Source organism: Ruegeria sp. BE10 (assembly GCF_056538905.1).
On record NZ_JBQFTX010000001.1, the window covers coordinates 906,126 to 927,435 of the forward strand.

The 21,310-nt window shown below is 57.0% G+C and carries 26 protein-coding genes; 10 read left to right on the forward strand and 16 right to left on the reverse strand.

Annotated elements, in window-relative coordinates; all coding sequences use genetic code 11:
• Positions 1-7: 7 nt before the first annotated feature.
• Positions 8-796, reverse strand: coding sequence for an SseB family protein (locus ACR0M2_RS04505; RefSeq protein WP_170547977.1), 789 nt, complete (start codon positions 794-796; stop codon positions 8-10).
• Positions 789-1,376, reverse strand: coding sequence for a uracil-DNA glycosylase family protein (locus tag ACR0M2_RS04510; protein ID WP_170516559.1), 588 nt, complete (start codon positions 1,374-1,376; stop codon positions 789-791). Before ACR0M2_RS04510 ends, ACR0M2_RS04505 begins: the two co-directional genes overlap by 8 nt.
• Positions 1,377-1,609: 233 nt before the next feature.
• On the opposite strand from ACR0M2_RS04510, the gene ACR0M2_RS04515 reads away from it, so the two are divergent.
• The 4 genes from ACR0M2_RS04515 to ACR0M2_RS04530 are packed head-to-tail and all read left to right on the forward strand — an operon-like array spanning position 1,610 to position 6,171.
• The gene (locus ACR0M2_RS04515; RefSeq protein WP_170347894.1) at positions 1,610-2,269 is read left to right on the forward strand and encodes an ABC transporter ATP-binding protein; all 660 of its coding nucleotides are present in this window, start codon (positions 1,610-1,612) and stop codon (positions 2,267-2,269) included.
• On the forward strand, positions 2,247-3,821 hold the full coding sequence (locus ACR0M2_RS04520) for a KpsE/RkpR family capsule polysaccharide export protein (protein WP_170347893.1): 1,575 nt from the start codon (positions 2,247-2,249) through the stop codon (positions 3,819-3,821). Before ACR0M2_RS04515 ends, ACR0M2_RS04520 begins: the two co-directional genes overlap by 23 nt.
• 5 nt (positions 3,822-3,826) lie before the next feature.
• Positions 3,827-4,660 carry a 3-deoxy-8-phosphooctulonate synthase gene (kdsA, locus tag ACR0M2_RS04525; protein ID WP_170360482.1) on the forward strand — a complete coding sequence of 278 codons (834 nt, stop codon included), beginning with the start codon at positions 3,827-3,829 and terminating at the stop codon, positions 4,658-4,660.
• A gap of 14 nt (positions 4,661-4,674) precedes the next feature.
• Positions 4,675-6,171 carry a phosphomannomutase/phosphoglucomutase gene (locus ACR0M2_RS04530; protein ID WP_480704131.1) on the forward strand — a complete coding sequence of 499 codons (1,497 nt, stop codon included), beginning with the start codon at positions 4,675-4,677 and terminating at the stop codon, positions 6,169-6,171.
• A gap of 33 nt (positions 6,172-6,204) precedes the next feature.
• Here ACR0M2_RS04530 and ACR0M2_RS04535 read toward each other — a convergent pair whose 3' ends face one another.
• The gene (locus ACR0M2_RS04535; protein WP_480704132.1) at positions 6,205-8,163 is read right to left on the reverse strand and encodes an AsmA family protein; all 1,959 of its coding nucleotides are present in this window, start codon (positions 8,161-8,163) and stop codon (positions 6,205-6,207) included.
• A gap of 96 nt (positions 8,164-8,259) precedes the next feature.
• Here ACR0M2_RS04535 and rimO point away from each other — a divergent pair, with 96 nt between their 5' ends.
• Positions 8,260-9,648: a 30S ribosomal protein S12 methylthiotransferase RimO gene (gene rimO / locus ACR0M2_RS04540; RefSeq protein WP_480704133.1), complete on the forward strand. Its 1,389-nt coding sequence runs from the start codon at positions 8,260-8,262 to the stop codon at positions 9,646-9,648.
• A 508-nt stretch (positions 9,649-10,156) separates the two neighbouring features.
• Here the strand turns inward: rimO and ACR0M2_RS04545 are convergent.
• Positions 10,157-10,513 (reverse strand): diacylglycerol kinase, encoded by a 357-nt coding sequence (locus ACR0M2_RS04545; RefSeq protein WP_480704134.1) that lies wholly within the window; start codon positions 10,511-10,513, stop codon positions 10,157-10,159.
• Between the two features lie 131 nt (positions 10,514-10,644).
• Complete coding sequence (locus ACR0M2_RS04550) at positions 10,645-10,833, reverse strand: hypothetical protein (protein WP_170347886.1); 189 nt, start codon at positions 10,831-10,833, stop codon at positions 10,645-10,647.
• 229 nt (positions 10,834-11,062) lie between these two features.
• Here ACR0M2_RS04550 and ACR0M2_RS04555 point away from each other — a divergent pair, with 229 nt between their 5' ends.
• Entirely contained in the window at positions 11,063-11,305 is a 243-nt protein-coding gene (locus tag ACR0M2_RS04555; protein ID WP_480704135.1) for a CDGSH iron-sulfur domain-containing protein, read from the forward strand.
• On the opposite strand, the gene ACR0M2_RS04560 is transcribed toward ACR0M2_RS04555, so the two are convergent.
• The 4 genes from ACR0M2_RS04560 to ACR0M2_RS04575 form a co-directional block, all read right to left on the reverse strand.
• A complete protein-coding gene (locus tag ACR0M2_RS04560) occupies positions 11,306-11,566 on the reverse strand; it encodes a DUF6455 family protein (RefSeq protein ID WP_170347884.1) in 261 nt (86 codons plus the stop codon). It lies immediately after the preceding gene.
• Positions 11,567-11,684: 118 nt separating this feature from the next.
• On the reverse strand, positions 11,685-11,936 hold the full coding sequence (locus ACR0M2_RS04565; RefSeq protein ID WP_170374306.1) for a DUF6455 family protein: 252 nt from the start codon (positions 11,934-11,936) through the stop codon (positions 11,685-11,687).
• A gap of 69 nt (positions 11,937-12,005) precedes the next feature.
• A complete protein-coding gene (locus ACR0M2_RS04570) occupies positions 12,006-12,374 on the reverse strand; it encodes a YigZ family protein (protein ID WP_480704136.1) in 369 nt (122 codons plus the stop codon).
• The gene (locus ACR0M2_RS04575) at positions 12,371-13,078 is read right to left on the reverse strand and encodes a M48 family metallopeptidase (protein WP_480704137.1); all 708 of its coding nucleotides are present in this window, start codon (positions 13,076-13,078) and stop codon (positions 12,371-12,373) included. The genes ACR0M2_RS04570 and ACR0M2_RS04575 overlap by 4 nt, the downstream gene beginning before the upstream one ends.
• Before the next feature lie 122 nt (positions 13,079-13,200).
• Here ACR0M2_RS04575 and ACR0M2_RS04580 point away from each other — a divergent pair, with 122 nt between their 5' ends.
• On the forward strand, positions 13,201-13,449 hold the full coding sequence (locus ACR0M2_RS04580; RefSeq protein WP_170347880.1) for a hypothetical protein: 249 nt from the start codon (positions 13,201-13,203) through the stop codon (positions 13,447-13,449).
• Here ACR0M2_RS04580 and ACR0M2_RS04585 read toward each other — a convergent pair.
• A complete protein-coding gene (locus ACR0M2_RS04585) occupies positions 13,437-13,712 on the reverse strand; it encodes a DUF167 domain-containing protein (RefSeq protein ID WP_480704138.1) in 276 nt (91 codons plus the stop codon). The genes ACR0M2_RS04580 and ACR0M2_RS04585 overlap by 13 nt on opposite strands.
• A 138-nt stretch (positions 13,713-13,850) precedes the next feature.
• Between ACR0M2_RS04585 and ACR0M2_RS04590 the strand changes: the two genes are divergently transcribed.
• Positions 13,851-14,429: a nitroreductase family protein gene (locus tag ACR0M2_RS04590; protein WP_480704139.1), complete on the forward strand. Its 579-nt coding sequence runs from the start codon at positions 13,851-13,853 to the stop codon at positions 14,427-14,429.
• On the forward strand, positions 14,429-15,124 hold the full coding sequence (locus tag ACR0M2_RS04595; RefSeq protein WP_480704217.1) for an EI24 domain-containing protein: 696 nt from the start codon (positions 14,429-14,431) through the stop codon (positions 15,122-15,124). The genes ACR0M2_RS04590 and ACR0M2_RS04595 overlap by 1 nt, the downstream gene beginning before the upstream one ends.
• Before the next feature lie 3 nt (positions 15,125-15,127).
• Here ACR0M2_RS04595 and ACR0M2_RS04600 read toward each other — a convergent pair whose 3' ends face one another.
• A complete protein-coding gene (locus tag ACR0M2_RS04600; RefSeq protein WP_170347877.1) occupies positions 15,128-15,403 on the reverse strand; it encodes a DUF1467 family protein in 276 nt (91 codons plus the stop codon).
• 15 nt (positions 15,404-15,418) lie between these two features.
• On the reverse strand, positions 15,419-15,823 hold the full coding sequence (gene mce / locus ACR0M2_RS04605; protein WP_170347876.1) for a methylmalonyl-CoA epimerase: 405 nt from the start codon (positions 15,821-15,823) through the stop codon (positions 15,419-15,421).
• 134 nt (positions 15,824-15,957) lie between these two features.
• On the opposite strand from mce, the gene ACR0M2_RS04610 reads away from it, so the two are divergent.
• Positions 15,958-16,674: a response regulator gene (locus ACR0M2_RS04610; RefSeq protein WP_480704140.1), complete on the forward strand. Its 717-nt coding sequence runs from the start codon at positions 15,958-15,960 to the stop codon at positions 16,672-16,674.
• 220 nt (positions 16,675-16,894) lie between these two features.
• Here the strand turns inward: ACR0M2_RS04610 and aspS are convergent, their stop codons facing one another.
• From aspS to ACR0M2_RS04630, 4 genes are all read right to left on the reverse strand, one after another.
• Positions 16,895-18,670 (reverse strand): aspartate--tRNA ligase, encoded by a 1,776-nt coding sequence (gene aspS, locus ACR0M2_RS04615; protein ID WP_170347874.1) that lies wholly within the window; start codon positions 18,668-18,670, stop codon positions 16,895-16,897.
• 78 nt (positions 18,671-18,748) lie between these two features.
• Positions 18,749-19,420, reverse strand: coding sequence for a CPBP family intramembrane glutamic endopeptidase (locus ACR0M2_RS04620; RefSeq protein WP_170347873.1), 672 nt, complete (start codon positions 19,418-19,420; stop codon positions 18,749-18,751).
• A complete protein-coding gene (locus tag ACR0M2_RS04625) occupies positions 19,417-20,064 on the reverse strand; it encodes an aminotransferase class IV family protein (RefSeq protein ID WP_480704141.1) in 648 nt (215 codons plus the stop codon). The genes ACR0M2_RS04620 and ACR0M2_RS04625 overlap by 4 nt, the downstream gene beginning before the upstream one ends.
• Positions 20,019-21,146 (reverse strand): aminodeoxychorismate synthase component I, encoded by a 1,128-nt coding sequence (locus ACR0M2_RS04630; RefSeq protein WP_480704142.1) that lies wholly within the window; start codon positions 21,144-21,146, stop codon positions 20,019-20,021. Before ACR0M2_RS04630 ends, ACR0M2_RS04625 begins: the two co-directional genes overlap by 46 nt.
• Between the last annotated feature and the right edge of the window lie 164 nt (positions 21,147-21,310).

The following is a 21,310-nucleotide window of genomic DNA, read 5'->3' on the forward strand; positions in this document are numbered from 1 at the left end:
TGACCACCTATTTCAAAATTGGTGGCTTATCCGGGTTACTGCCCGGCGTAACCTGTTCGATGACCCGCGCCTCGGGCTGTGGCAAGTCGAACCGTAACCCAACCCGTGCCAGTGCCGCTGATGCTGGATCATGCGGGCCAAAAAAACCAACATCCATCGCCCCAGCCTCGATCCCGGAAAAGGTCAGTGCCTCGGACGCGGCTTTGGCCAGTGCGGGCTCAGCCCCCTCAACCGCGCCGACAAAACCAAGAAGGTGGCCCATGCCGCCCTCTTCCGTCTTGGTCCCGACAAGAAACGCAGCTTCGGCCAAGCCGACGGCTGTGGCCAGTTTCGTGTCCAGCGCTGTCAACAGATCATCCGGCATGCCCTTTGGCGGCAGGAACTCTGCCAGACGTTGCTGTACCTCTTCTGGTGCATGTTCCAACGTGTTGGCCAGCCAGCCCAGCGCTTCGGCCGGGATCAGCATGGATGAAGGTGCGACCTCAAGGTTCAGACCCAGCCCGATCCCCTGCCCTGCCAGCATCGTCGACAGCACCCGCCCCGACAGCGCGACGTAAGGCACGGGACGTTCCGCAAATCGGGCCAAACGGTCGTGGCGATCAAAGGCCAGTACAAAGCGGCCATCCGCAACATCGAACAGCTCAGGCAAGATATTCTCGTCCTGCGCTTCTTCGGCCAGCAACAGAAACAGCTCAGAGTCTGCCAGGCGCTCAAAAAACCGCAGACGCGCCGCGTCATCCTGCGGATTGGCCTCCATCGTGGCATGGGCGGCGTCAAGCGCCGTGGCGTTAGTCATTCAAAACCTCTTGCACCCGCGCACGCAGAACCGGCAGCAGTTCAGCTTCGAACCACGGGTTTTTCTTTAGCCATGCCGTATTCCGCCAAGACGGATGAGGCAAGGGAAAGACGCGCGGCGCATGGTCTCGCCAGTTGCGCACGGTTTCGGTCACGGCCGTACGTACACCTAGGTGATATTTGTGCGCGTGCCCCCCGACCAGAACCGTCAGCGGTACCTCGCCTAACTCATCCATCACCCTGTCATGCCATGTCTTTCCGCATATGGGCGGCGGTGGTAGGTCGGCTTTACGCTCGTTATATCCGGGAAAGCAAAAGGCCATCGGAACGATCGACACGCGGGCGCGGTCATAGAATACGGCCTCGTCAATCCCCAGCCAGTCCCGCAGACGGTCGCCAGAGGGATCGGTGAACGGACGCCCCGAGGCATGGACCCGCGCGCCAGGCGCCTGCCCTGCGATCAACAATGGCGTACCAGACCGAAACCAGACCACCGGGCGCGGCTCATGCGCGGTAAACGTGGTCTGAAACCTGTCTGCGCAAATACGGCAGGCCTCAATTTCTTTCTGTAGCGAATTCATCAGATCGCAAGACTTCCTGCATCAAATTGGTTGACGGACAAAAGGAAAGATAGTCAACGGGCACCCCAAGGCCAACAGATGCAAAAGTCACAAAACCAACAGCACAGCGACGGTACGCATTGATCATTTGTTTCACAATTCGACATAATGTAGCCAACATGGACCAATAAATTTGTCGATGGTTTACCAACCTGGGCGGTGTACCAAACAAACGCCCGAGCAGCAGGCCGTGAATGCTTGAGTTTGAGAATGTCAGTAAGTCCTTTTGGACCGGGACCCGCCGCAAGGTGATCCTGGATCGGGTCTCGTTCCAGATCGAACTGGGCCGGTCGATTGGGATATTGGCCCCAAACGGCACCGGCAAGACGACATTGATCAACATGATGGCCGGGCTGGAAAAACCGGATGAGGGTGTGATCCGCAAATCCTGCCGCATCTCGTTCCCGATGGGGTTTTCCGGCGGTGTGGTCAAAAAGCTTTCGGCCCTGGAAAACGCCCGCTACATCGCCAAAATCTATGGAATGGATCCCGACTATGTCGAGGCGTATTGCAGCTGGCTGTGCAATCTGGGTGAGTATTTCAACCAGCCAATAGGGACCTATTCATCCGGTATGCGGGCTCGCTTTACCTTTGCCCTGATGCTGGCGCTAGATTTTGACATGTACCTGATTGATGAGGGCATGCCCTCATCCACGGATGTAGAATTCAACCGAAAAGCAGGTGACATCCTGCGAGAGCGTTTGCGGACAACCACACTGGTGATCGTGTCCCACAATCCCGACGTTCTTGAGAAATTTGCACAGCAGGCGGCCGTTCTATTGGACGGTCAGCTTTACATGTTCGACACCTTGGAAGAGGCACGACAGTTATATGACTACCAAACCCAAGGCTAAAAAATATCGCTGGCGCCGCAATCGTCAGGGCTCGGATTCCGCAGACGCACGGGCCGACGCGATTTCGCGCATCAGAAAAGCGACGCAACCGTCTGAGGCGGCAAATAACCCGTCTCCCTCGACCGATATTGAGGCGATCAAGCGCGAAGGGCTAACCGGTCGCCAACTGCGTGTGGCACGTCGTCTGGCCCAGAAAAACGGGCTTGCTGCAACGTCGGATTACGACGCGGTGCGGCTATTGCGTAAAAAGGGCATCGATCCTTTCGAACGTGCCAACTTGCTGGATCTGGCGGCCGAAAAAACAGGTTCGAATGATCAGGCAAAGGACAAGATCAAGATCCAGTTGCCGCAGACGATTTCGGACTCTTCCCAAGGCCTTACCGGTCCGGAGCTAACGCCAGCCGAGCGGCGAAATCTTGAAATCGGTGAAATTCAGAAGGACATCGCACGCCGCCGCAAACGCAAGCTGTTTGCGCTGTTTGCGCGTCTGGCAGCCTTTGTACTGCTGCCGACCCTGATTGTGGGCACCTATTTCTATCGGTACGCAACACCGATGTACGCCAGCGATTCCGCCTTTTCAATCTTGCAGGCAGACGGCGGCGGGGCGTCCTTTGGTGGGTTTCTTGCAGGCACTCAATTCGCCACTGCACAAGATTCCGTTGCCACGCAGGAATTTTTGGAATCCAAAGACGCGCTGGTGCGACTTGAGAACGACACCAATTTTTCCGAAATCTTCAAGCAGGATTGGATCGATCCGATTCAACGCCTGCCGCAGGATGCATCTCTTGAGGATACCTATAAGCTTTACAAGCGAATGATTACCATTGGGTACGACCCCAGCGACGGTATCATCCGGATGGAAGTTGCGGCACCAAGCCCCGAGATTTCAGTCGAACTTTCCAATCTTCTACTGTCCTATGCCGAGGAAACCATCAACGGTCTGACCGAATTGAAACGCGAAGACCAAATGCGCGATGCCCGGGCCGGTTTTGAATTGGCTCAGAACGAACGTCGAAAAGCTCAGGAGGAACTGATCGAGCTGCAGCTTCAGGGGGCGGTTTTGGACCCAGAAAACGTCCTCCTTGGCCTGCGCGAACGGATCAACGTAATCGAAATCGAGTTGCAGGAAAAAGAACTGCAGCTGGCCGCACTTTTGGACAACTTGCGCCCGAACCAAGCCAAAGTGGATGGTGTCCGTGCGGACATTCAACGACTTGAAGTTGCCCTGGCAGAACTGAACGCCGAAATGCTGGACGCATCAGCAGGCGAAAACTCGCTGGCGCGTTTAAGCGTGCGAATTCAGATGGCCCAGGCCGACCTTGTGGCTCGTGATTTGATGCTGCAAACCGCAATGGAACAGATGGAAACCACACGAACCGAAGCCAACCGCAAAGTGCGTTATCTGACGGTTTCAGTGAACCCGGTCGCCAGTGAGGAACCCAGCTATCCGCGCAAGTTTGAAAATACGATTTTGGCTTTCCTATTGTTTGCTGGTATCTACCTGATGATCTCGCTTACCGCGTCGGTCCTTCGTGAACAGGTATCCTCGTAAGACACATGAAACATGTAAAAATCTCCGATCTCACGGTCGGTAATGATCTGCCTCTGACGATCATTGCCGGCCCCTGCCAACTTGAAACCGCCGATCACGCCCAGATGATCGCTGGCAAAATGAAAGAGGCCTGCGACGCCGCCGGTGCTCAGTATGTGTTTAAAGGCTCGTTCGACAAGGCTAACCGCACCTCTGTAAACGCAGCTCCTGCACTGGGCCTCGACAAAGGTTTGGCGGTGCTGCAATCGGTAAAGGACAGCATTGGCGTGCCAGTCACCACGGATGTACATGAGAAAGAACAATGCGCGTCCGTTGCCGAGGTGTGTGACATCCTGCAAATCCCCGCTTTCCTTTGCCGTCAAACCGCCCTTCTAAAATCCGCAGGCGCAACAGGCGCGGTGGTCAACGTCAAAAAAGGTCAGTTCCTAGCCCCTTGGGACATGCAGAACGTCGCGGCCAAGATCGAAAGCACCGACAATCACAACATCATGCTGACGGAACGTGGTGTCAGCTTTGGCTACAACCGCCTCGTGGTGGACATGCAATCTCTGCCGGAAATGGCTCGCACCGGGTACCCGGTGATAATGGACGCCACCCACACTGTGGCTCAGCCCGGTGGATTGGGTGGTGCATCCGGTGGTCAGCGCGAATTTGCGCCCGTTATGGCACGCTCGGCTGTTGCCGTTGGTGTAGCCGGTGTTTTTATGGAAACACACCAAGATCCGGACAACGCCCCCTGTGATGGCCCCAACATGATCTATCTGGATCAAATGCCTCAATTGATTGACACATTGATGCGCTTTGATGCATTGGCCAAAGCCAACCCGATTCAGATTTAAGCAAGAGCGATAGTATGACCAAACCCATCCCCGAGGTGACTCCGAACACCTGGAGTTTTCTGCGCGACCCGATGATCAAACCCACCGGGTTTCGCGAATATGACGCCCGTTGGAAATACCCCGAAGAGATCAATCTGCCGGGCATGACGGCGCTGGGGCTGGGTTTGGGCACTCAGATGCGCAAGCGTGGAATCGCGCCTGTGATCGCGGTCGGCAACGACTATCGCGACTATTCGCTGGCAATCAAGAATGCGTTGATCCTGGGCCTGATGCAGGCTGGAATTCAGGTCAAGGATATTGGCCCGGCACTGAGCCCTATGGCCTATTTCGCCCAGTTCCATCTGGACGTTCCCGCCGTGGCCATGGTCACCGCCAGCCACAACCCGAACGGCTGGACCGGCGTAAAGATGGGCTTTGAACGCCCGTTAACTCACGGCCCGGACGAGATGTCGGAATTGCGCGACATCGTTCTGAATGGACAAGGCGTCCCCCACGAGGGGGGGTCGTACGAATTCGTGGACGGCGTGAAAGAAGCTTATATCGACGATCTGGTTGGTGACTTCAAAATGTCTCGGCCGCTGAAAGTTGTCTGTGCGACGGGTAATGGTACAGCGTCAGCCTTTGCGCCCGAGATTTTCGAACGGATGGGGGTCGAGGTCGTGCCCAGCCACAACCGGCTAGACTACACCTTCCCCAACTACAACCCTAATCCCGAAGCCATGGAGATGTTGCACGACATGGCCAACACCGTGAAATCCAGCGGCGCCGACATGGCGCTGGGATTTGACGGTGACGGAGATCGCTGCGGTGTTGTCGATGACGAGGGTGAGGAGATTTTCGCAGACAAGGTCGGCGTGATCATGGCCCGCGATCTGGCCAAGCTGTACCCCAATGCGACCTTTGTGGCGGACGTCAAATCAACCGGGCTGTTTGCCAGCGACCCCGAGTTGCAGGCCCACGGCGTCAAAGCCGATTACTGGAAAACCGGCCATAGCCACATGAAGCGCCGGGTTAAAGAAATCAATGCTCTGGCAGGGTTCGAGAAATCGGGCCACTACTTCCTGGCAGAGCCGATCGGGCGCGGCTATGACTGCGGCATGCGGGTCGCGGTCGAGATCTGCAAACTGATGGATCGCAACCCGGACAAAAGCATGTCGGATCTGCGCAAGGCGTTGCCAAAAACCTGGTCGACGCCGACGATGTCACCCTATGCCGCCGATACCGAGAAATACGACATTCTAAAACGGTTGGTGGACAAGCTGGTTGCCAAGGCCGATGCGGGTGAAACCCTGGCTGGCCGCGCGGTCAAAGAGGTCGTCACCGTCAATGGCGCCCGCGTTATTCTGGACAATGGCAGCTGGGGGCTGGTGCGGGCGTCCTCGAACACGCCAAACCTGGTTGTGGTCTGTGAAAGCAGCGAAAGCGAAGAAGAAATGCGCGCCATATTTGCCGATATCGACGCCGTCATCCGGACTGAGCCCGGCGTTGGCGATTACGACCAAACCATCTGATTTGGGATCGGGGCGCCTAAGGCGCCCCGCCCTTTAATTTCCGCCCAACAGTTTGAACAAGCCTTTCTTGGCCTCTTCTTCCAGCTTATTTTTCAAAGCATCCTCGACACTTTCACTGTCAGTCACTGCCGTACCCAGTTCATCACCCACTTTGTCCAGAACCTTTTGCTTGGCGTCGTCCTCAAGGTCTTTTAGCTGACCTTCGGCGGCGGCCTCGATCACTTTGGACAAATCGGGTTTGATCGAAGGGTCGCTCCACGGCCCGACAATCCGCACTGGAACCGAAAGACCCTGCCCCGAGTTGGCCCGCAGCGCGGTTGGGGTAAACAGATAGTCGATCCTGCGCGCGCCGATATTGACCTTGCCCGTCCCATCTGCACGGAAATTGTCCAGTGACATCAGCAGGTCGTTATTGGTCAGCACACCCTGATCAATGGTAAAACTGGCTGTCAGGCTGTTGAACACGGTTGTCCCACCCGAACCTTTGCCGCGCCCCATCAGGCGATCCAGATCAAAACCCGAAATCACGCCCTGCCCCACATTCAGATTGCCCGTGCCACTGAGGGATCGCATGATCTGGTCTTCGGTCTGCCCGACGCCTAGAAATTCAAACTCACCCGTTCCTGTACCCGTAAAACGCTCAATCTCCGCGAGGGTGGACAGGGCTTGTTGAACGTTCATGTTTTTCGCCTTCAGCTTACCGCCGACTGACAGGCCATTGCGGTTGTTGGCCACCACCTGCCCGTTAACCTGACCCGAGAACAAAGTGGCCGGGTTCATCTGCAACACAGCACGGGACCGGTCGAGTATCAGCGTCAGGTCGCTGGCTCCCAGTTCTATGTCGGGCAGGACAATGGACGAGGCCGTCAGGCGTATTTCCCCATTGGCCAGCGACAGGGCCGAGGCATCAATCGGGGCCTTGGACCACCCACTGTCGGGCGAGGACGCCGTTCCCGACCCACCCCCGCTCGACGCCGGCGCGTCATTGAAACGTGACAGGTCAATATCCCCACTCTTGAGCCGCGCGGTGATTTTCGGCGGATCCGAAATCTCGATATCCGTTTCTCCGGTAAAGCGGTTGTGGTCCAACTGCGCCACCATGTTGCGCAGTGAGATACGGCCTTCGCTGGTATAGGTCATCTGCCCAGACACATCGGCCTTGCGGCCCAATCCCAGCGGCACCCCGACACCCGCCTGTCCAAAAGCGGCCAGCATTTCCTCGGTGTTCCTGGTTTTGACCGCAAGCGCGCCGTCCATTTCTCCAGCAAGGTTGACGCGGCCATCGAACCCAACCTCGCCGCCCGGCGCGGTCAGAGCCAATTTCAAAGGTGCGACAGCCCCGGATGCATAGGTCGGCAGGTCCGGTATTTCGAGGTCAACTTTCACGTGGCCGCCCGGCACTGCCATCCGCGCCTCCATGACCATGGGTGAGGTCGGCCCCGGCCAGCTGGCCGACAGATCAACGTTTGAGAAGTTGAATTTCGTTGCGCCATTTTCGATGTAAACCAACTGTGCATTGGTCAGTTCCAGACGGTCCAGCGTCACGGCACCTTGCGGCGATGCAGATGACGCGCTGGTATTGCTTCCGGTCGTCGCCTGCGAGGCAACCGGAGCGCTTAATTCCCAATTGCCGCGTCCATCGGATAACTCGAGCCTCAAAACCGGATTATCCGCGACAACCCGCCTTATCCGTAAATCTCCGTTCAGCAGCGCCGAAGCATCCACGCCGACGGCAAGGCTTTCGGCGCTGAGCATCGGTTCGGACCCAGCCCAGGGTGCGTTGCCAAACGTGACAGGGCCGGTCTCCATCCCCAGAACGGGCCAGAACGACAGGTTCACCCCCCCCGACAATGTCAGGTCGCGCCCCGTTTCGCTTTTGACCTGTTCCGCCAGAATCGCCGCCAGCTTATCCCCCGGCATCAGCAATAAGGCGCCGATGACCAACCCGATTGCGGCCACGAATAAGAAGAGTATGCGCACCAGCCACTTCATTTTTCTGCTCTCCGCTTATTTGGCATGCGTTGAAAAGATCATCCAAAGCCCAGCCCGTATTTGCAAGAGGAAGCGTTCCCCACTATATGCCGCGCCATGAGCACGAACCCACCAAACCTCCGCCCTGACCTGGCGCCCGCCGCCCGGATGCCTGATACGCCACGTACCAACCAACCAACCATTGGTATGGTGTCGCTGGGCTGCCCCAAGGCCTTGGTCGATAGCGAGCGGATTTTGACCCGTCTTCGTGCAGAAGGGTACGGCATTTCGCCAGATTATTCCGGGGCCGATGCCGTAATCGTGAACACTTGCGGTTTCCTTGACAGCGCCAAGGCTGAGTCTCTGGACGCCATTGGCGAGGCTTTGGTAGAAAACGGCAAGGTCATTGTGACCGGCTGCCTGGGGGCCGAGCCCGACTATATCCGTGAACACCACCCGCGTATTATGGCCGTGACCGGGCCGCATCAATACGAACAGGTGCTGGATGCGGTGCATTCAGCAGTTCCCCCCGATCCTAATCCATTCGTTGATCTACTGCCCGCCGCCAGCGTGCAGTTGACCCCGCGCCATTACAGCTATCTCAAGATATCCGAGGGCTGTAACCACAAGTGCAAATTTTGCATCATCCCAGACATGCGCGGGAAACTGGCCAGTCGTCCCGCCCACGCCATATTGCGTGAGGCCGAAAAGCTGGTCGACAATGGCGTGCGCGAATTGCTGGTGATCTCGCAGGATACCTCGGCCTATGGGCTGGACCGGAAATACGATGTGAACCCGTGGAAGGACCGTGAGGTGCGCAGCCACATTACCGATCTGGCGCGTGAGCTGGGGCAGCTGGATGCCTGGGTTCGTCTACACTATGTCTACCCCTACCCGCATGTGCGCGAGCTGATCCCCCTGATGGCCGATGCCGGGTGCAACATCCTGCCCTATCTAGACATTCCGTTCCAACATGCCCACCCGGACGTTCTGAAACGCATGGCCCGCCCGGCGGCAGCAGCGAAAACACTGGACGAGATCGCAGCATGGCGCGCGACCTGCCCCGATATCACCCTGCGCTCGACCTTTATCGTCGGCTATCCCGGCGAGACCGAGGCTGAGTTCCAGACGCTTTTGGACTGGATGGATGAGGCGCAATTGGATCGCGTGGGATGCTTCCAATACGAAAACGTGGATGGCGCACGCTCGAACGATCTGCCCGACCATGTTCCGGCCGGGATCAAACAAGAGCGCTGGGAACGGTTCATGGAGAAGGCACAGGCGATCTCCGAGGCAAAGCTGGCCGCAAAGGTCGGCCAGACCATCGAGGTGATCGTGGACGAGGTCGATGGCGAAGCCGCCACTTGCCGCACCAAATCCGACGCGCCCGAGATCGATGGGAATCTGTTTATCGACGAAGGGTTTGAAACCCTCAACCCTGGCGACATCGTCTCGGTCGAGGTCGATGAGGCTGGCGAATATGACCTTTGGGGCAAGCTGACCTGATCCGGTAACCCCAGTTGGGCAAAGCGTGAGGCAAGTTTATTGGCGTTTTGCGCCAGACTCGCGGATTATGACGGGACATACCGCCTTATAGGAAGGAAGTTCCAATGTCCTGCCTACACCCCTTTGGCCTGAAATGCATAACGGTTATACTTGCTGCCCAACTTTATGCCGTTCCCGCTGTTGCGGACAACGTCCGCGCGGGCGGTTTCATAATTATTGGGTCCGAACCGCTGAGCCTGCACCTGCGCAGCAAACACCATGTGCAGCGATACTATGGCGCACCTAAAGTCTATCATCGGTCCAGCAAACACAAACATCAAACCAAGCCGAAAGTGTACCACCACAAGAGCAAACCCAAGGTTCATTACGTCAAACCGGTCAAACGACACCACCGGTCAAGGCAAGCGTTCAGCAACAAACATGCCTCGCCTTATTACCTTCCACGGAGTTACGGAATTCAAAACCGAGGATATCGCTATGGTATAAAACGGCGGAGGTATTGATGGCTTCAAAACAGGCTTAGAAGCCCGATGACCCAAGCCAATCCCGCTGCCAAAGCCGTTAACGCAACAGCAGCACTGGCGGCGTCCTTGGCCTGCCCCGCCAGTTTATTGTGATCGGTCGAGGTGTGATCGACAGCGCGCTCAATCGCGGTATTCAACAGCTCGGCCACCAAAACAAGCAGGCCAAATATCAGGATCAGGGCGCGTACCCCTTCACCGAGCGGCAAACAAACGGCCAAAGCAGCCGAGACCAGATTTGCCCAAACCCAGGCGCGGAACGAATACTCTTCACGCCAGGTCGCGACCAGCCCTTGCCAGCTCCAACGCGTTCGATCCTTGAGATGTGTAAGAAGGTTTCTCATCAGCCTTCAACTTTTCGGTGTACGGAACTGAAGCCGCATTGATTTATGGAGGGCAAGAAAAAACCGCCCCGAGGGCGGTTTTTTGTCGAGAATGTGCGGGCAGCCTTAAAAACGGGCCACCCGCGGTATAGTTATTGTGCGACCGGATTACAGACGGTCTGGCCTGCTTCTGTCGTGGCCAGCTCAGTTCCTGCCGGGCAGCTAGGTGTGCCGAATTTGTCGTACTCAGGCGTGATATAAACCGGCGCCGGTTCTTCCTGCTGCGAGCAAGCAGCCAAAACAAGGGCAAATGCACCAACGGCAGCAAATTTGAGTTTCATGTCCGTCATTCCTCTATTAATTTCCTGATATTGCCCAAGAATCCGGGGCCGGTCTCACAATACGACTTGAATGGCATATTTGCAACGAATTCGATCACGCGATCGTGAAGAAAGGCGAAACAACGCCGGTAACCCCCTCAGAAACAGCGGATTTATGAGCATAGGCTACCGATTTTCGCGTATCGCTCTACACTGGTAGACTGACATCAGCAAAAGACGGAGTAGCCACATGTCTGACAGCCCCACCATCGCGCAAAAAGGTCCCTTCCCGGTCGAGGTGATCGAAGGGAAAAGCTATTTCTGGTGTGCATGCGGCCGATCCAAGCGGCAGCCGTTTTGCGATGGATCGCACAAAGACACCGGGTTCGAACCGGTAAAGTACACGGCAGACAGCAGCAAAAAAGTCTTTTTCTGTGGCTGCAAACACAGCGGGAATCCTCCGCTGTGTGACGGGTCGCATTCGAATCTGTAATCAGGTCTTCAACGCGTTCAACAGATCAGCGTTGGCACAGAATTCGGGCGCAGTGTGGGCCTCGGATTGTTGTTCAGACAACCAGATGGCACATTGGTTGCTGCACTGCGATGCCCGGCAGCGTGTTACCAGTTCGGCATAGCGATCCGGTGTCAGCCGTTTCTCTGCCATTGCTTCGGTCAACGAGATTTTCATACATCGCGCCACCGAACGGGTTAGCCAAAAGTGTTTTTCGACATCCCCCAAAGAATTTCGCGCCATCAGTTTTCCTGCTTTGATCATGTTTTCAACACAGCAAACCGGTGTTGGTCTCTGCTAGTCTGTTGGTCACCTATCGCGTCCGGTGACCACTCTAATGCGGCATGAAACCTTCCTGTCGTTAAGGCTGCAGTTTTCGGAGCATTTCCTGATTGCGGCAGTATTCCGGCGTTTGGCCCGCCTGCGCGGGCTGCTGTAGGAAGCTCTGGCAATGATTGGGATTTGCACAGCCCGTACACCTCAGAACAGCATCGGAAAGCTGATCGATCGAAACATCACCTTCAATCGCGGATTGCTGCAGATCCACACCAAGTTTCGTAGCCATCTGATCCACAAGACCTGCATGGAATTTCAAGACTTCTTGATCGGGCATGAGAGGTCCTTTCCTGCCATCTGTCCGCAGCAGGATATCTCAGCCCTGTGCTTGGGCCTTTGACTCACATCAAGGCCCGGCGCCGATATGATCCAGATAGGTTCGGGTCGCGTCCTGCACGCGCCTAAATCGATCCCCACCCAGCTTTTTTCCGCCGTACCAGCGGGTGACGATGACCACATGACTGTCCAACCCGGCCCGTTCAAGCATCCTTAGAATCACCATGCCCGCACCGCTTTCCCCGTCATCGGCCTTCAACGCCCCGGTCGGCAAAATGGCCGCCCAGGTGTTGTGCGTGGCTTTGGCATAAGCCTTGTCTGACTTGAGCTCTTGCAAGACTGCATCAACATCGGCCCGCGTGCCAACAGCTGCGCCTGTTACCGCGTATTTCGACCCCCGGTCCGTCAGGATCACGCCCAGCCGTGTCAAAGCGGTCATTGCGTCAAACCCAATTGTCTTGCGGTTTCAAGAACGATCTGAACTCGGTCGGTATTTGGGGGGTGCGTTCCCAGAAACTGATCCCCCGGATCGGGAAGGCGATCAAAATATTTGGCGCCAATTAAAGGGTTGTATCCCGCGTTATGGGTGATGATCGTGCCCAGTTGGTCCGCCTCAAGCTCAAATGCTTTCACGTTCACCTGCACACCTAATTCGGCCCCCAATTTCTGCGTGCGTTCAAGGTCTTTGCCTTCCTCGCCATGCAGCTTGCCCAATTCGCTGAAGATTGCGGCACTTTCCTGGGCGTTTTTCGACTGCCGGGCGATGTGTCCCAAAACATGATGCGCTGCCTCGTGCCCCATGACGAAGGCCAGTTCATCGGGATTCTTCGCAGATTGGATCATCGAACGCGTGAATATGATTACCGGCTGATTGTCATCATCCAGAGTCTGAAAGGCATTTGCCGGTGCGCGCGGGTTCAGGTCGACCAATATCGTGAAATCGCAATTTTCGACCTTGGCCTGGCGCACACATTCGGCGCGGGCTTCGTCGCCGACCTGACGGCTGATATCCTGAAACGCGGCGGCGTCGACCTGAAATTCATTCGAATCCAGCGACCATTCATTTGCCGGTTGAACACGCAGAACACCAGCACTGCAGGCCGTCAGCACCAGAGGAAACAGCAAATAGATCAGACGGCGCATTTATATTCCTTTGAAACGGTGATCCCGTTTGAAAAACCATAGCGCGACACCTGGGGGACCGCCACCGTCGGATTGCACGGGAACGGGTTGCATTGCCGCCTTGCTCCCTGCACTCTGCCTATATGTTTTCGATTGAGCATGAATTCGACTCGACAGTCATTACTCTGGTGGACGAAGGCCCCAAACCTTTGCAAGAGGATGTCGTCATCAACAGCTTCGCCGAATGTGTGACGCTTGAGCAACTGGACCCACGCACAGACAAGATACAGAAAATAACTCTGTCTCCTGAGCAAGTCCGCGATCTGGCCGCTGCGCTGGATTTGCCGGAAGGGGTGTATCAAATTCACGAACGACCCAGTCAAGGCGCATAGACAAACAGCTTGTCCCGCGCAGTCTGCCCTTGTTTTAGGGTCAGCGTCGAAGGGGCCACCTGCATGGCCGTGGCCAGTATCCGGCGCACAGCTTCGTTGGCTTTGCCGTTTTCGGGCGGCACAGTGACCGTAATGCGGATTACGCCCTTGTCCATCGCGATGCTGTCCTTTGCGGCTTTCGGCGTGACCCGAACCGGAACCGCCGTGCCAGGGACGGCATGGGCGCTTAGGTCGGGTATGTCGCGCAGTTTTGGCCTGGCCATCTTTTCACCTCTTGTCTGTAAACACCCTTGCATGGGGCACCGGGGAATGAAAATGATCCGGCCGATCCAGCTGATTGCACTTGAAACGCGCCAGATACTCAACCAGATACAGACTGCTCATGTAAAGGAAGTTAACATATGTCCTTGAAAAACCCGGCTGCCCTGGAATTTCTGCAATCGCGCCGGTCTCGCCCTGCCAAAACACTGATTGCTCCGGCCCCGACGCGGGATGAGCTGTTGCCGCTTTTGACCGCCGCCGCCCGCAGCCCCGATCACGGCAAGCTGGAGCCGTGGCGCTTTATCGTTCTTGAGAAAGGCGCAATGCCGCGCCTGTCCGGGTTGACGCACGAGCGGGGCGTTGCCCTGGGCAAGACGCCCGAGGACATCGCAAAAGCGCAAAGCCAGTTTGACATGGGCCATCTGGCCGTTGCCGTGGTCGAGGTGCAGAAACCATCCGAAAAAATCCCGGCGATTGAACAGACCTATTCGGCTGGTGCTGTCTGTCTGGCCTTACTGAACGCGGCGCTTGCAGCGGGTTGGGGGGCGAACTGGCTGTCGGGTTGGCAAACCCATGATCCCGAGTTCTGCCGCCAAGCTTTTGACTTACAAGATAACGAGCGCATTGCTGGCCTGATCCACATTGCCACCGAAGGCACGGCCCCGCCAGAACGTCCGCGCCCGAATGTGGCAACGCTGACCGAATGGATCGTTGAATGATGATCCTCAACGCGTTTTTTGCGGCGCTTGGTCAGATTGGAGACCCCAAGTTCCGCGCAGTCATACTGCGTGGCATAGGTCTGACGGTCGCGCTGTTGATCGCGGCCTGCGCTGGTGCAATCTGGCTGATCAACAGGCTGTCCGGAGATGAGATTTCACTGCCTTGGATTGGCGCCGTGCCGTGGCTGAACGATGTACTGAACTACTCCGGCATTTTTGTGGTGTTGATACTGCCGGTTTTTCTGATGATGCCAGTCGCCTCGGCGATTACGTCTTTGTTTTTGGAAGAGGTCGCGCAGGCGGTCGAGGATAAACACTATCCCACCCTGCCCGCCGTTCCAGGCATCCCGTTCAACGAAGGGTTAAGGGATGCGGTTAGCTTCATGGGCGTGCTGGTTGTGGCCAACCTGCTGGCGCTGATCCTCTATGCGATGTTCCCACCACTGGCGCCGTTTATTTTCTGGGCAATGAACGGGTTTCTGCTGGGTCGGGAGTATTTCACGCTGGCCGCGATGCGAAGGATCGGGCGGGACGACGCGCGCAAGCTGCGCGCCAAACACTCCGCCACCATTTGGCTGGCCGGCACCTTGATGGCCATTCCGCTCTCGGTGCCGCTGGTGAATCTGGTGATCCCAATCCTCGGGGTTGCCACTTTCACCCATATCTATCACAAGCTGTCAGGTCTCTCGACCTGACGCTCAGTTCCGCGGTTCCAGTTGGTTCAGCCAGTCGAAATCGCGCACCGAGATCACACCAGAGATGATAATCCCGGCAATAACAGCCCAGAGCACCACCGAAATCCCGGTGGTGATCCACATCTTTTTTTTCATGTGATGCACTTCCGGCGCGCCCGCATGGGTGCCCGGAACGATATCACCCAGATCGCCTTGCGTTTTGATACGGATGGGCAACACAACCAACAGCGTCATGAACCAGATGACGGCAAACAATACCAATGCAGCAGTGATCGTCATGACAGCCTCGCTTGATTAAACCTGTTCTAGTTCGACCAGACAGCCGTTAAAGTCCTTGGGGTGCAAGAACAGTACCGGCTTGCCATGCGCGCCGATCTTCGGCTCGCCCGATCCCAGAACGCGGGCACCGGTTTCCTTTAAGTGATCACGGGCAGCGATGATGTCTTCGACCTCATAGCAAACATGGTGGATGCCGCCTGCCGGGTTCTTTTCCAGAAAGCCGTTGATCGGGCTGTTTTCACCCAGCGGGTACAGCAATTCGATCTTGGTGTTGGGCAGTTCGATGAACACTACGGTAACGCCATGATCGGGCTCATCCTGCGGCGCGCCGACCTTGGCGCCCAGTGCATTGCTATATTGCGCGGACGCGGCCTCAAGATCGGGTACGGCGATGGCGACGTGGTTCAGACGACCAATCATTGAACTCTCCTGTGTTCTGCGTTGCCGCGGTTATGGGGGCAGTTTGGCCAAAGAACAAGTGCGCCAAATTGCCGTTAACGCTGTGTTAGCCAGAAGTTCCTAGCTTAGGGCATCTGCTGATTAGGAGTTCTGCCATGGACGATTCGAGCCCCTTCGCCTCACCCGCGCAGCCGACGGCCACGCGGCCTCTGCTGGGTCAAACCATTCTGGTTGTCGAAGACAGCCGCTTTGCCTGTGACGCGATCCGGCTGATGTGCCTGCATAGCGGTGCGCGTATCCGGCGGGCGGATTGCCTGACCTCAGCCCGGCGCCACCTGCAGATCTATCGCCCTTCTGTCATTCTGGTGGATATCGGCTTGCCAGATGGGTCCGGTGCCGACCTGATTGCCGAATTGGCCGAAGCAACCCCACGTATCGGCGCCATTCTGGGCATGTCCGGTGACGATCACGGTCAGGAGGCTGCGTTGCAAGCAGGTGCCGATGGGTTTTTGAACAAACCCCTGAAATCACTTTCTCATTTTCAGCAGTTCATTCTGGAAAACCTGCCACAGGATCGTCGGCCCAACAACCTGCACGCCATTCGGGATGAGGTTATCCACGCGGACCCGATGGCCTATCAAGACGACATGGCGCATATCGCGGATGTGCTGGCCGGGCCGAACGATCATCGCACTTTCGATTATGCGGCCCAATTCCTGATCGGCGTTGCCCGGGATGCTGAGGATACGGTTCTGGCGGATGCCGCGCAGAAACTGGCCGAAACGCGCGCAGGCGGAGGACCAGTTACGGCGCTGGCCGCAAAGGTCGCCGGCATCGTTCAGGCGCGGTTGGAGCAGCGTGAGGCTATCTGAAATGGTGATCGCATATTTTCTGACATCCACGTTTCTGACTATCTGGGCCTATTCTCAAACCCGCACAACAGCCCGGAACATCCGTGTTGCACGCGGATCAAAGTCATGTCCGTTGACCAGTACTGGTGCAATACAGAATTTACCGCGGGGTTTTAACCGCAGGCTTGTGGCATCTGATCCAAAGAAAAAACCCGCCGCAAAGGCTGCGGCGGGCGATTGATCAATCCTGTGGGATGATCCGCAATCCCAATTCCATCAACTGATCCGAGGTCGGATCGGATGGCGCGTCCATCATTAGGTCTTCGGCGCGCTGGTTCATCGGGAACATCATGACTTCGCGGATGTTGGCCTCATCAGCCAATAGCATCACGATCCGGTCGATCCCCGCAGCACAACCACCGTGCGGCGGAGCGCCATAGTGGAAGGCGTTGAACAGCGCACCAAAGCGGCTTTTCACCTCATCCTCGCCATAGCCTGCCAGTTCAAAGGCTTTCAGCATGATCTCGGGCTTGTGGTTCCGGATCGCACCCGAGACCAGCTCATATCCGTTGCACGCCAGATCGTACTGATAGCCGCGCACGTCCAGAGGATTACCCTGCAGCGCCGCCATACCACCTTGCGGCATCGAGAATGGGTTGTGTTCAAAGTCGATGGTGCCGGTTTCTTCGTCCTGTTCGTAGATCGGGAAATCTACGATCCAGGCAAAGGCAAAGCGGTCTTTCTCGGTCAGACCCAGCTCCTCACCGATCACATCGCGCGCCTTACCCGCCACCTTTTCAAAGGCTTTCGGCTTGCCGCCCAGGAAGAACGCGGCGTCACCAACACCCAGACCCAGCTGTTGACGGATTGCCTCGGTCCGCTCGGGACCGATGTTCTTGGCCAACGGACCTGCGGCCTCCATGCCTTCGCCCTGATCGCGCCAGAAGATATAGCCCATACCGGGCAGACCCTCTTTCTGGGCAAAAGCGTTCATGCGGTCACAGAACTTGCGGCTGCCACCCGTCGGCGCAGGAATGGCGCGGATTTCGGTGCCTTCCTGCTCCAACAGCTTCGCGAATATCGCGAAGCCAGAATCGCGGAAGTGGTCGGAGACCACTTGCATTTTAATAGGATTGCGCAGGTCCGGCTTGTCGCTGCCATACCAAAGTGCCGCGTCCTTGTAGGAGATTTGCGGCCACTCCTGGTCAACCTTGCGACCACCGCCGAATTCCTCGAACACACCGGTCAGAACGGGCTGGATCGTGTCGAACACGTCCTGCTGTTCTACAAACGACATCTCAAGGTCAAGCTGATAGAAATCGGTGGGTGAGCGGTCGGCGCGTGGGTCTTCATCGCGAAAACACGGCGCGATCTGGAAGTATTTGTCAAAGCCCGACACCATGATCAGCTGTTTGAACTGCTGTGGGGCCTGCGGCAACGCATAGAACTTGCCCGGATGCAGACGCGAAGGCACCAAGAAGTCACGCGCGCCTTCCGGCGAGGACGCAGTGATGATTGGCGTCTGATATTCGCGGAACCCCTGATCCCACATGCGACGGCGCATGGACGCCACAACGTCCGAGCGCAGCGTCATGTTCTGCTGCATCGCCTCGCGGCGCAGGTCCAGATAACGATAGCGCAGGCGGGTTTCTTCGGGGTATTCCTGATCACCGAACACCATCAACGGCAGCTCATCAGCGGCGCCCAGCACTTCTAATTCGCGCACGTAAACTTCGATCTCGCCGGTGGGCAGTTTCGGGTTTACCAGCTCAGCGTCGCGCGCTTTGACAGTGCCGTCGATGCGGATACACCATTCGGACCGAACCTTTTCCAGCTCGGCAAAGGCGGCGCTGTCACCGTCACACAGAACCTGTGTCACTCCGAAATGATCGCGCAGGTCGATGAACAGCACGCCACCGTGATCTCGGACACGATGCACCCAACCGGACAGGCGGACGGTTTCACCGACATTGGCGGCGGTCAGAGCGGCGCAGGTGTGGCTGCGATAGGCATGCATGAAAATATCCCTTCGGGCGCAGAATTCGTCGCGCCGATACACCCTGTCAGGCATGGAAAGTCAAGGCAGGTCGCGCTGTCAAAACGGCCTTTGCACGTTGCCCGAGTAGAAATAGATACCCAGACCGGCGGCAAAGATGATGTTTCCCGCAATCGCGTGCAATAAGACCGCGTAGAAAAAAGATCCGCGTTTGCGATAGGCCCAGGTGAACAGCAACCCTCCGGCAAAGGTCATGACGGCGACGATCCAGCTCCAATACATCAGATGTGCCAGTGAAAACAGCGCAGCGTTCAGCAGATAGGCCGCGCGTCCGTTTGGCAAGATTTCGTGATAGCGGCGGAAGAACAGGGACCGGAACAAAAGTTCTTGCGGCAGGGCCGACAGCAATGGGTAACCAATCCAAATCACCAGAAGAAATTCGGGTCGATTTCGCAGTAGGAAAAACGCCGCCTCGGGTCGCATTGCCATCACAACCACGGCGCAAAAGATCGTCATGGCAAAGGTAAACAAAGCAACCTCGCGCCAGGACCAGTTGCGCCAGTTGTACCGCAGTTCAGCCCAGGCAAAGCCGGGTGTAATGTGCAGCAACACAATCCCGATGGCCGTGAAGGTGAATAATGACGGGAACATCCAGTCGGGTGGAAAGAATACCGCGATCAGCACCGGCGCAGCGATAAAAAACAATCCAAATTCCAGCCGCAATCGCAGATACGGCACCCCGCTGTCCGCCCAATCGGTTTGTTTGCTCACTGTATTGCCAACTCCGCCCGGATCAGGCCACGCAACGAATTTCCCATATAGAGTTTTTCTGCGTTTTTCAGGTCGGTCAAGGTCAGCGTGGCTTCGGTAACCTCTTTATTACTCAGTAATTCTTCGCGCAGAATGCCGGGTAGAACGCCGCTGGACAACGCAGGCGTTAGGCGACGGCCATCCGGCATATGCAGAAACAGATTGGTGATGGTGCCTTCGCACAACTCGTCGCGTTCGTTCAGAAACAGGACCTCGTCTATGCCATGAGGCAAAGTCGCCCGAGTGGTGTCGTATATGGCACGCTGTGTTGTTTTGTGCTGCAACCAGATGTCAGACGCGGTCAGGCGCGGTTCGGCAATGGCGATCCGCCAGATCGTCGGATTATCGGCCAATGCTCCGGTCGTTATATCCAGCTGACCACCTGCGGCCAGCGTCAGTCGACACCTAAGCGGCGATGAGCCACCCACGCCGTTCAACAGATCAATGGCGCGGTCCGCGTCAAAGGAAATCCCAAAGGCTTGAGCTGATCGGGCCATCCGGGCCAAGTGTTGATCTCGCCGTACAAACCCTTGCTCAGGCCGAAAGGCCAGCGTTTCGATTATGCGGAAGTCAGAATTAGCTGGTGGGCAAAGCGGGCTTTCCATAACGCTTCCTCGTATTCCGACGGGGCTGTGCTGTCCCAGACCAGGCCACCGCCCACGTTCAGAGTGGCTCTGCCATCCTCAACCATTAGCGTGCGGATCGCTACGTTGAATTCCGACCGGCCGTCCGGCGCGGCCCAACCGATGGCGCCGCAATAAATGTCACGGGGCCAGGGTTCCAAATCGGCCAAAATCTCCATCGCACGGATCTTGGGCGCACCGGTGATTGAACCACAGGGGAACAGCGCCATCAGGATATCGGACAGCTCGGCCCCCAAATGCAGCTGCGCCTGCACCAACGAGACCATCTGATGCACAGTCGCATAAGTTTCGACTTTGAACAGCTCGGGCACTTTGACCGATCCGGGCAGCGCAACACGGCTAAGGTCATTTCGTAGAAGATCGACGATCATCAGGTTTTCGGCCCGATTCTTTTCGTCAATCGACAGAAAGGCCCGGCGTCGCGCGTCCTCGGCCATATCATCGCTGCGAGGTTGCGTGCCTTTCATCGGGCGGGTTTCAATCCCTCGATCCGCATCGGTACGAAAGAACAACTCGGGCGAGCGGCTCAGCAGATCAGGCAAGCCGTCCTGCTGTACCAACGCGCCGTGACCCACCGCTTGCCCGGAAGCCAAAGAGGCATAGAACGCGGCGCTGTCGCCCTGGATGGTCAGGTCGATAGGAAAGGTCAGGTTGGCCTGATAGATATCCCCGGCCCCGATGGCGTCATGAACCTGTTGAAAGGCGCGCGTATACCGTGCCTCATCCCAGCGGGGCTCAAATCCGGTGACGCCACCAGCTGCCGAGGGAAGATCGCGTTGCACTAGGGCCTCATAAACGCCAAAGCACAGCAAAGGCAGACGGCGATCCGCGGGCAGTCGGTCAGCCAAGCGCGGCTCAAGCACATAGCCCAGCTCATAACTGGCATAACCGGCAAGCCACGCACCGTCGGCGCGCGCCTCATCCAGCGCCACCAGAGCCTGGGGCACGTCGTCCGGCTTGTCTGCACGGATCACACTGGCTGGCCGGTCGAAACTTGTTCCGGGTCCGGCTGGCCCCTGATCGAAACGAATACGCAATTGCATCCTCATTTGTCGTGCTGCGCGGTATAGAGAATACGACGGCAAGGGAAAGAGGGGAAAGCGGCAATTTCGTCACCGTTTCCGATACCCCTTGAACCTTTTCGCGCGGTCCCTATAACGCAGGACAATTTGGGCGCATGGGGGCGCCCTGACTCGCAGTTAACCGA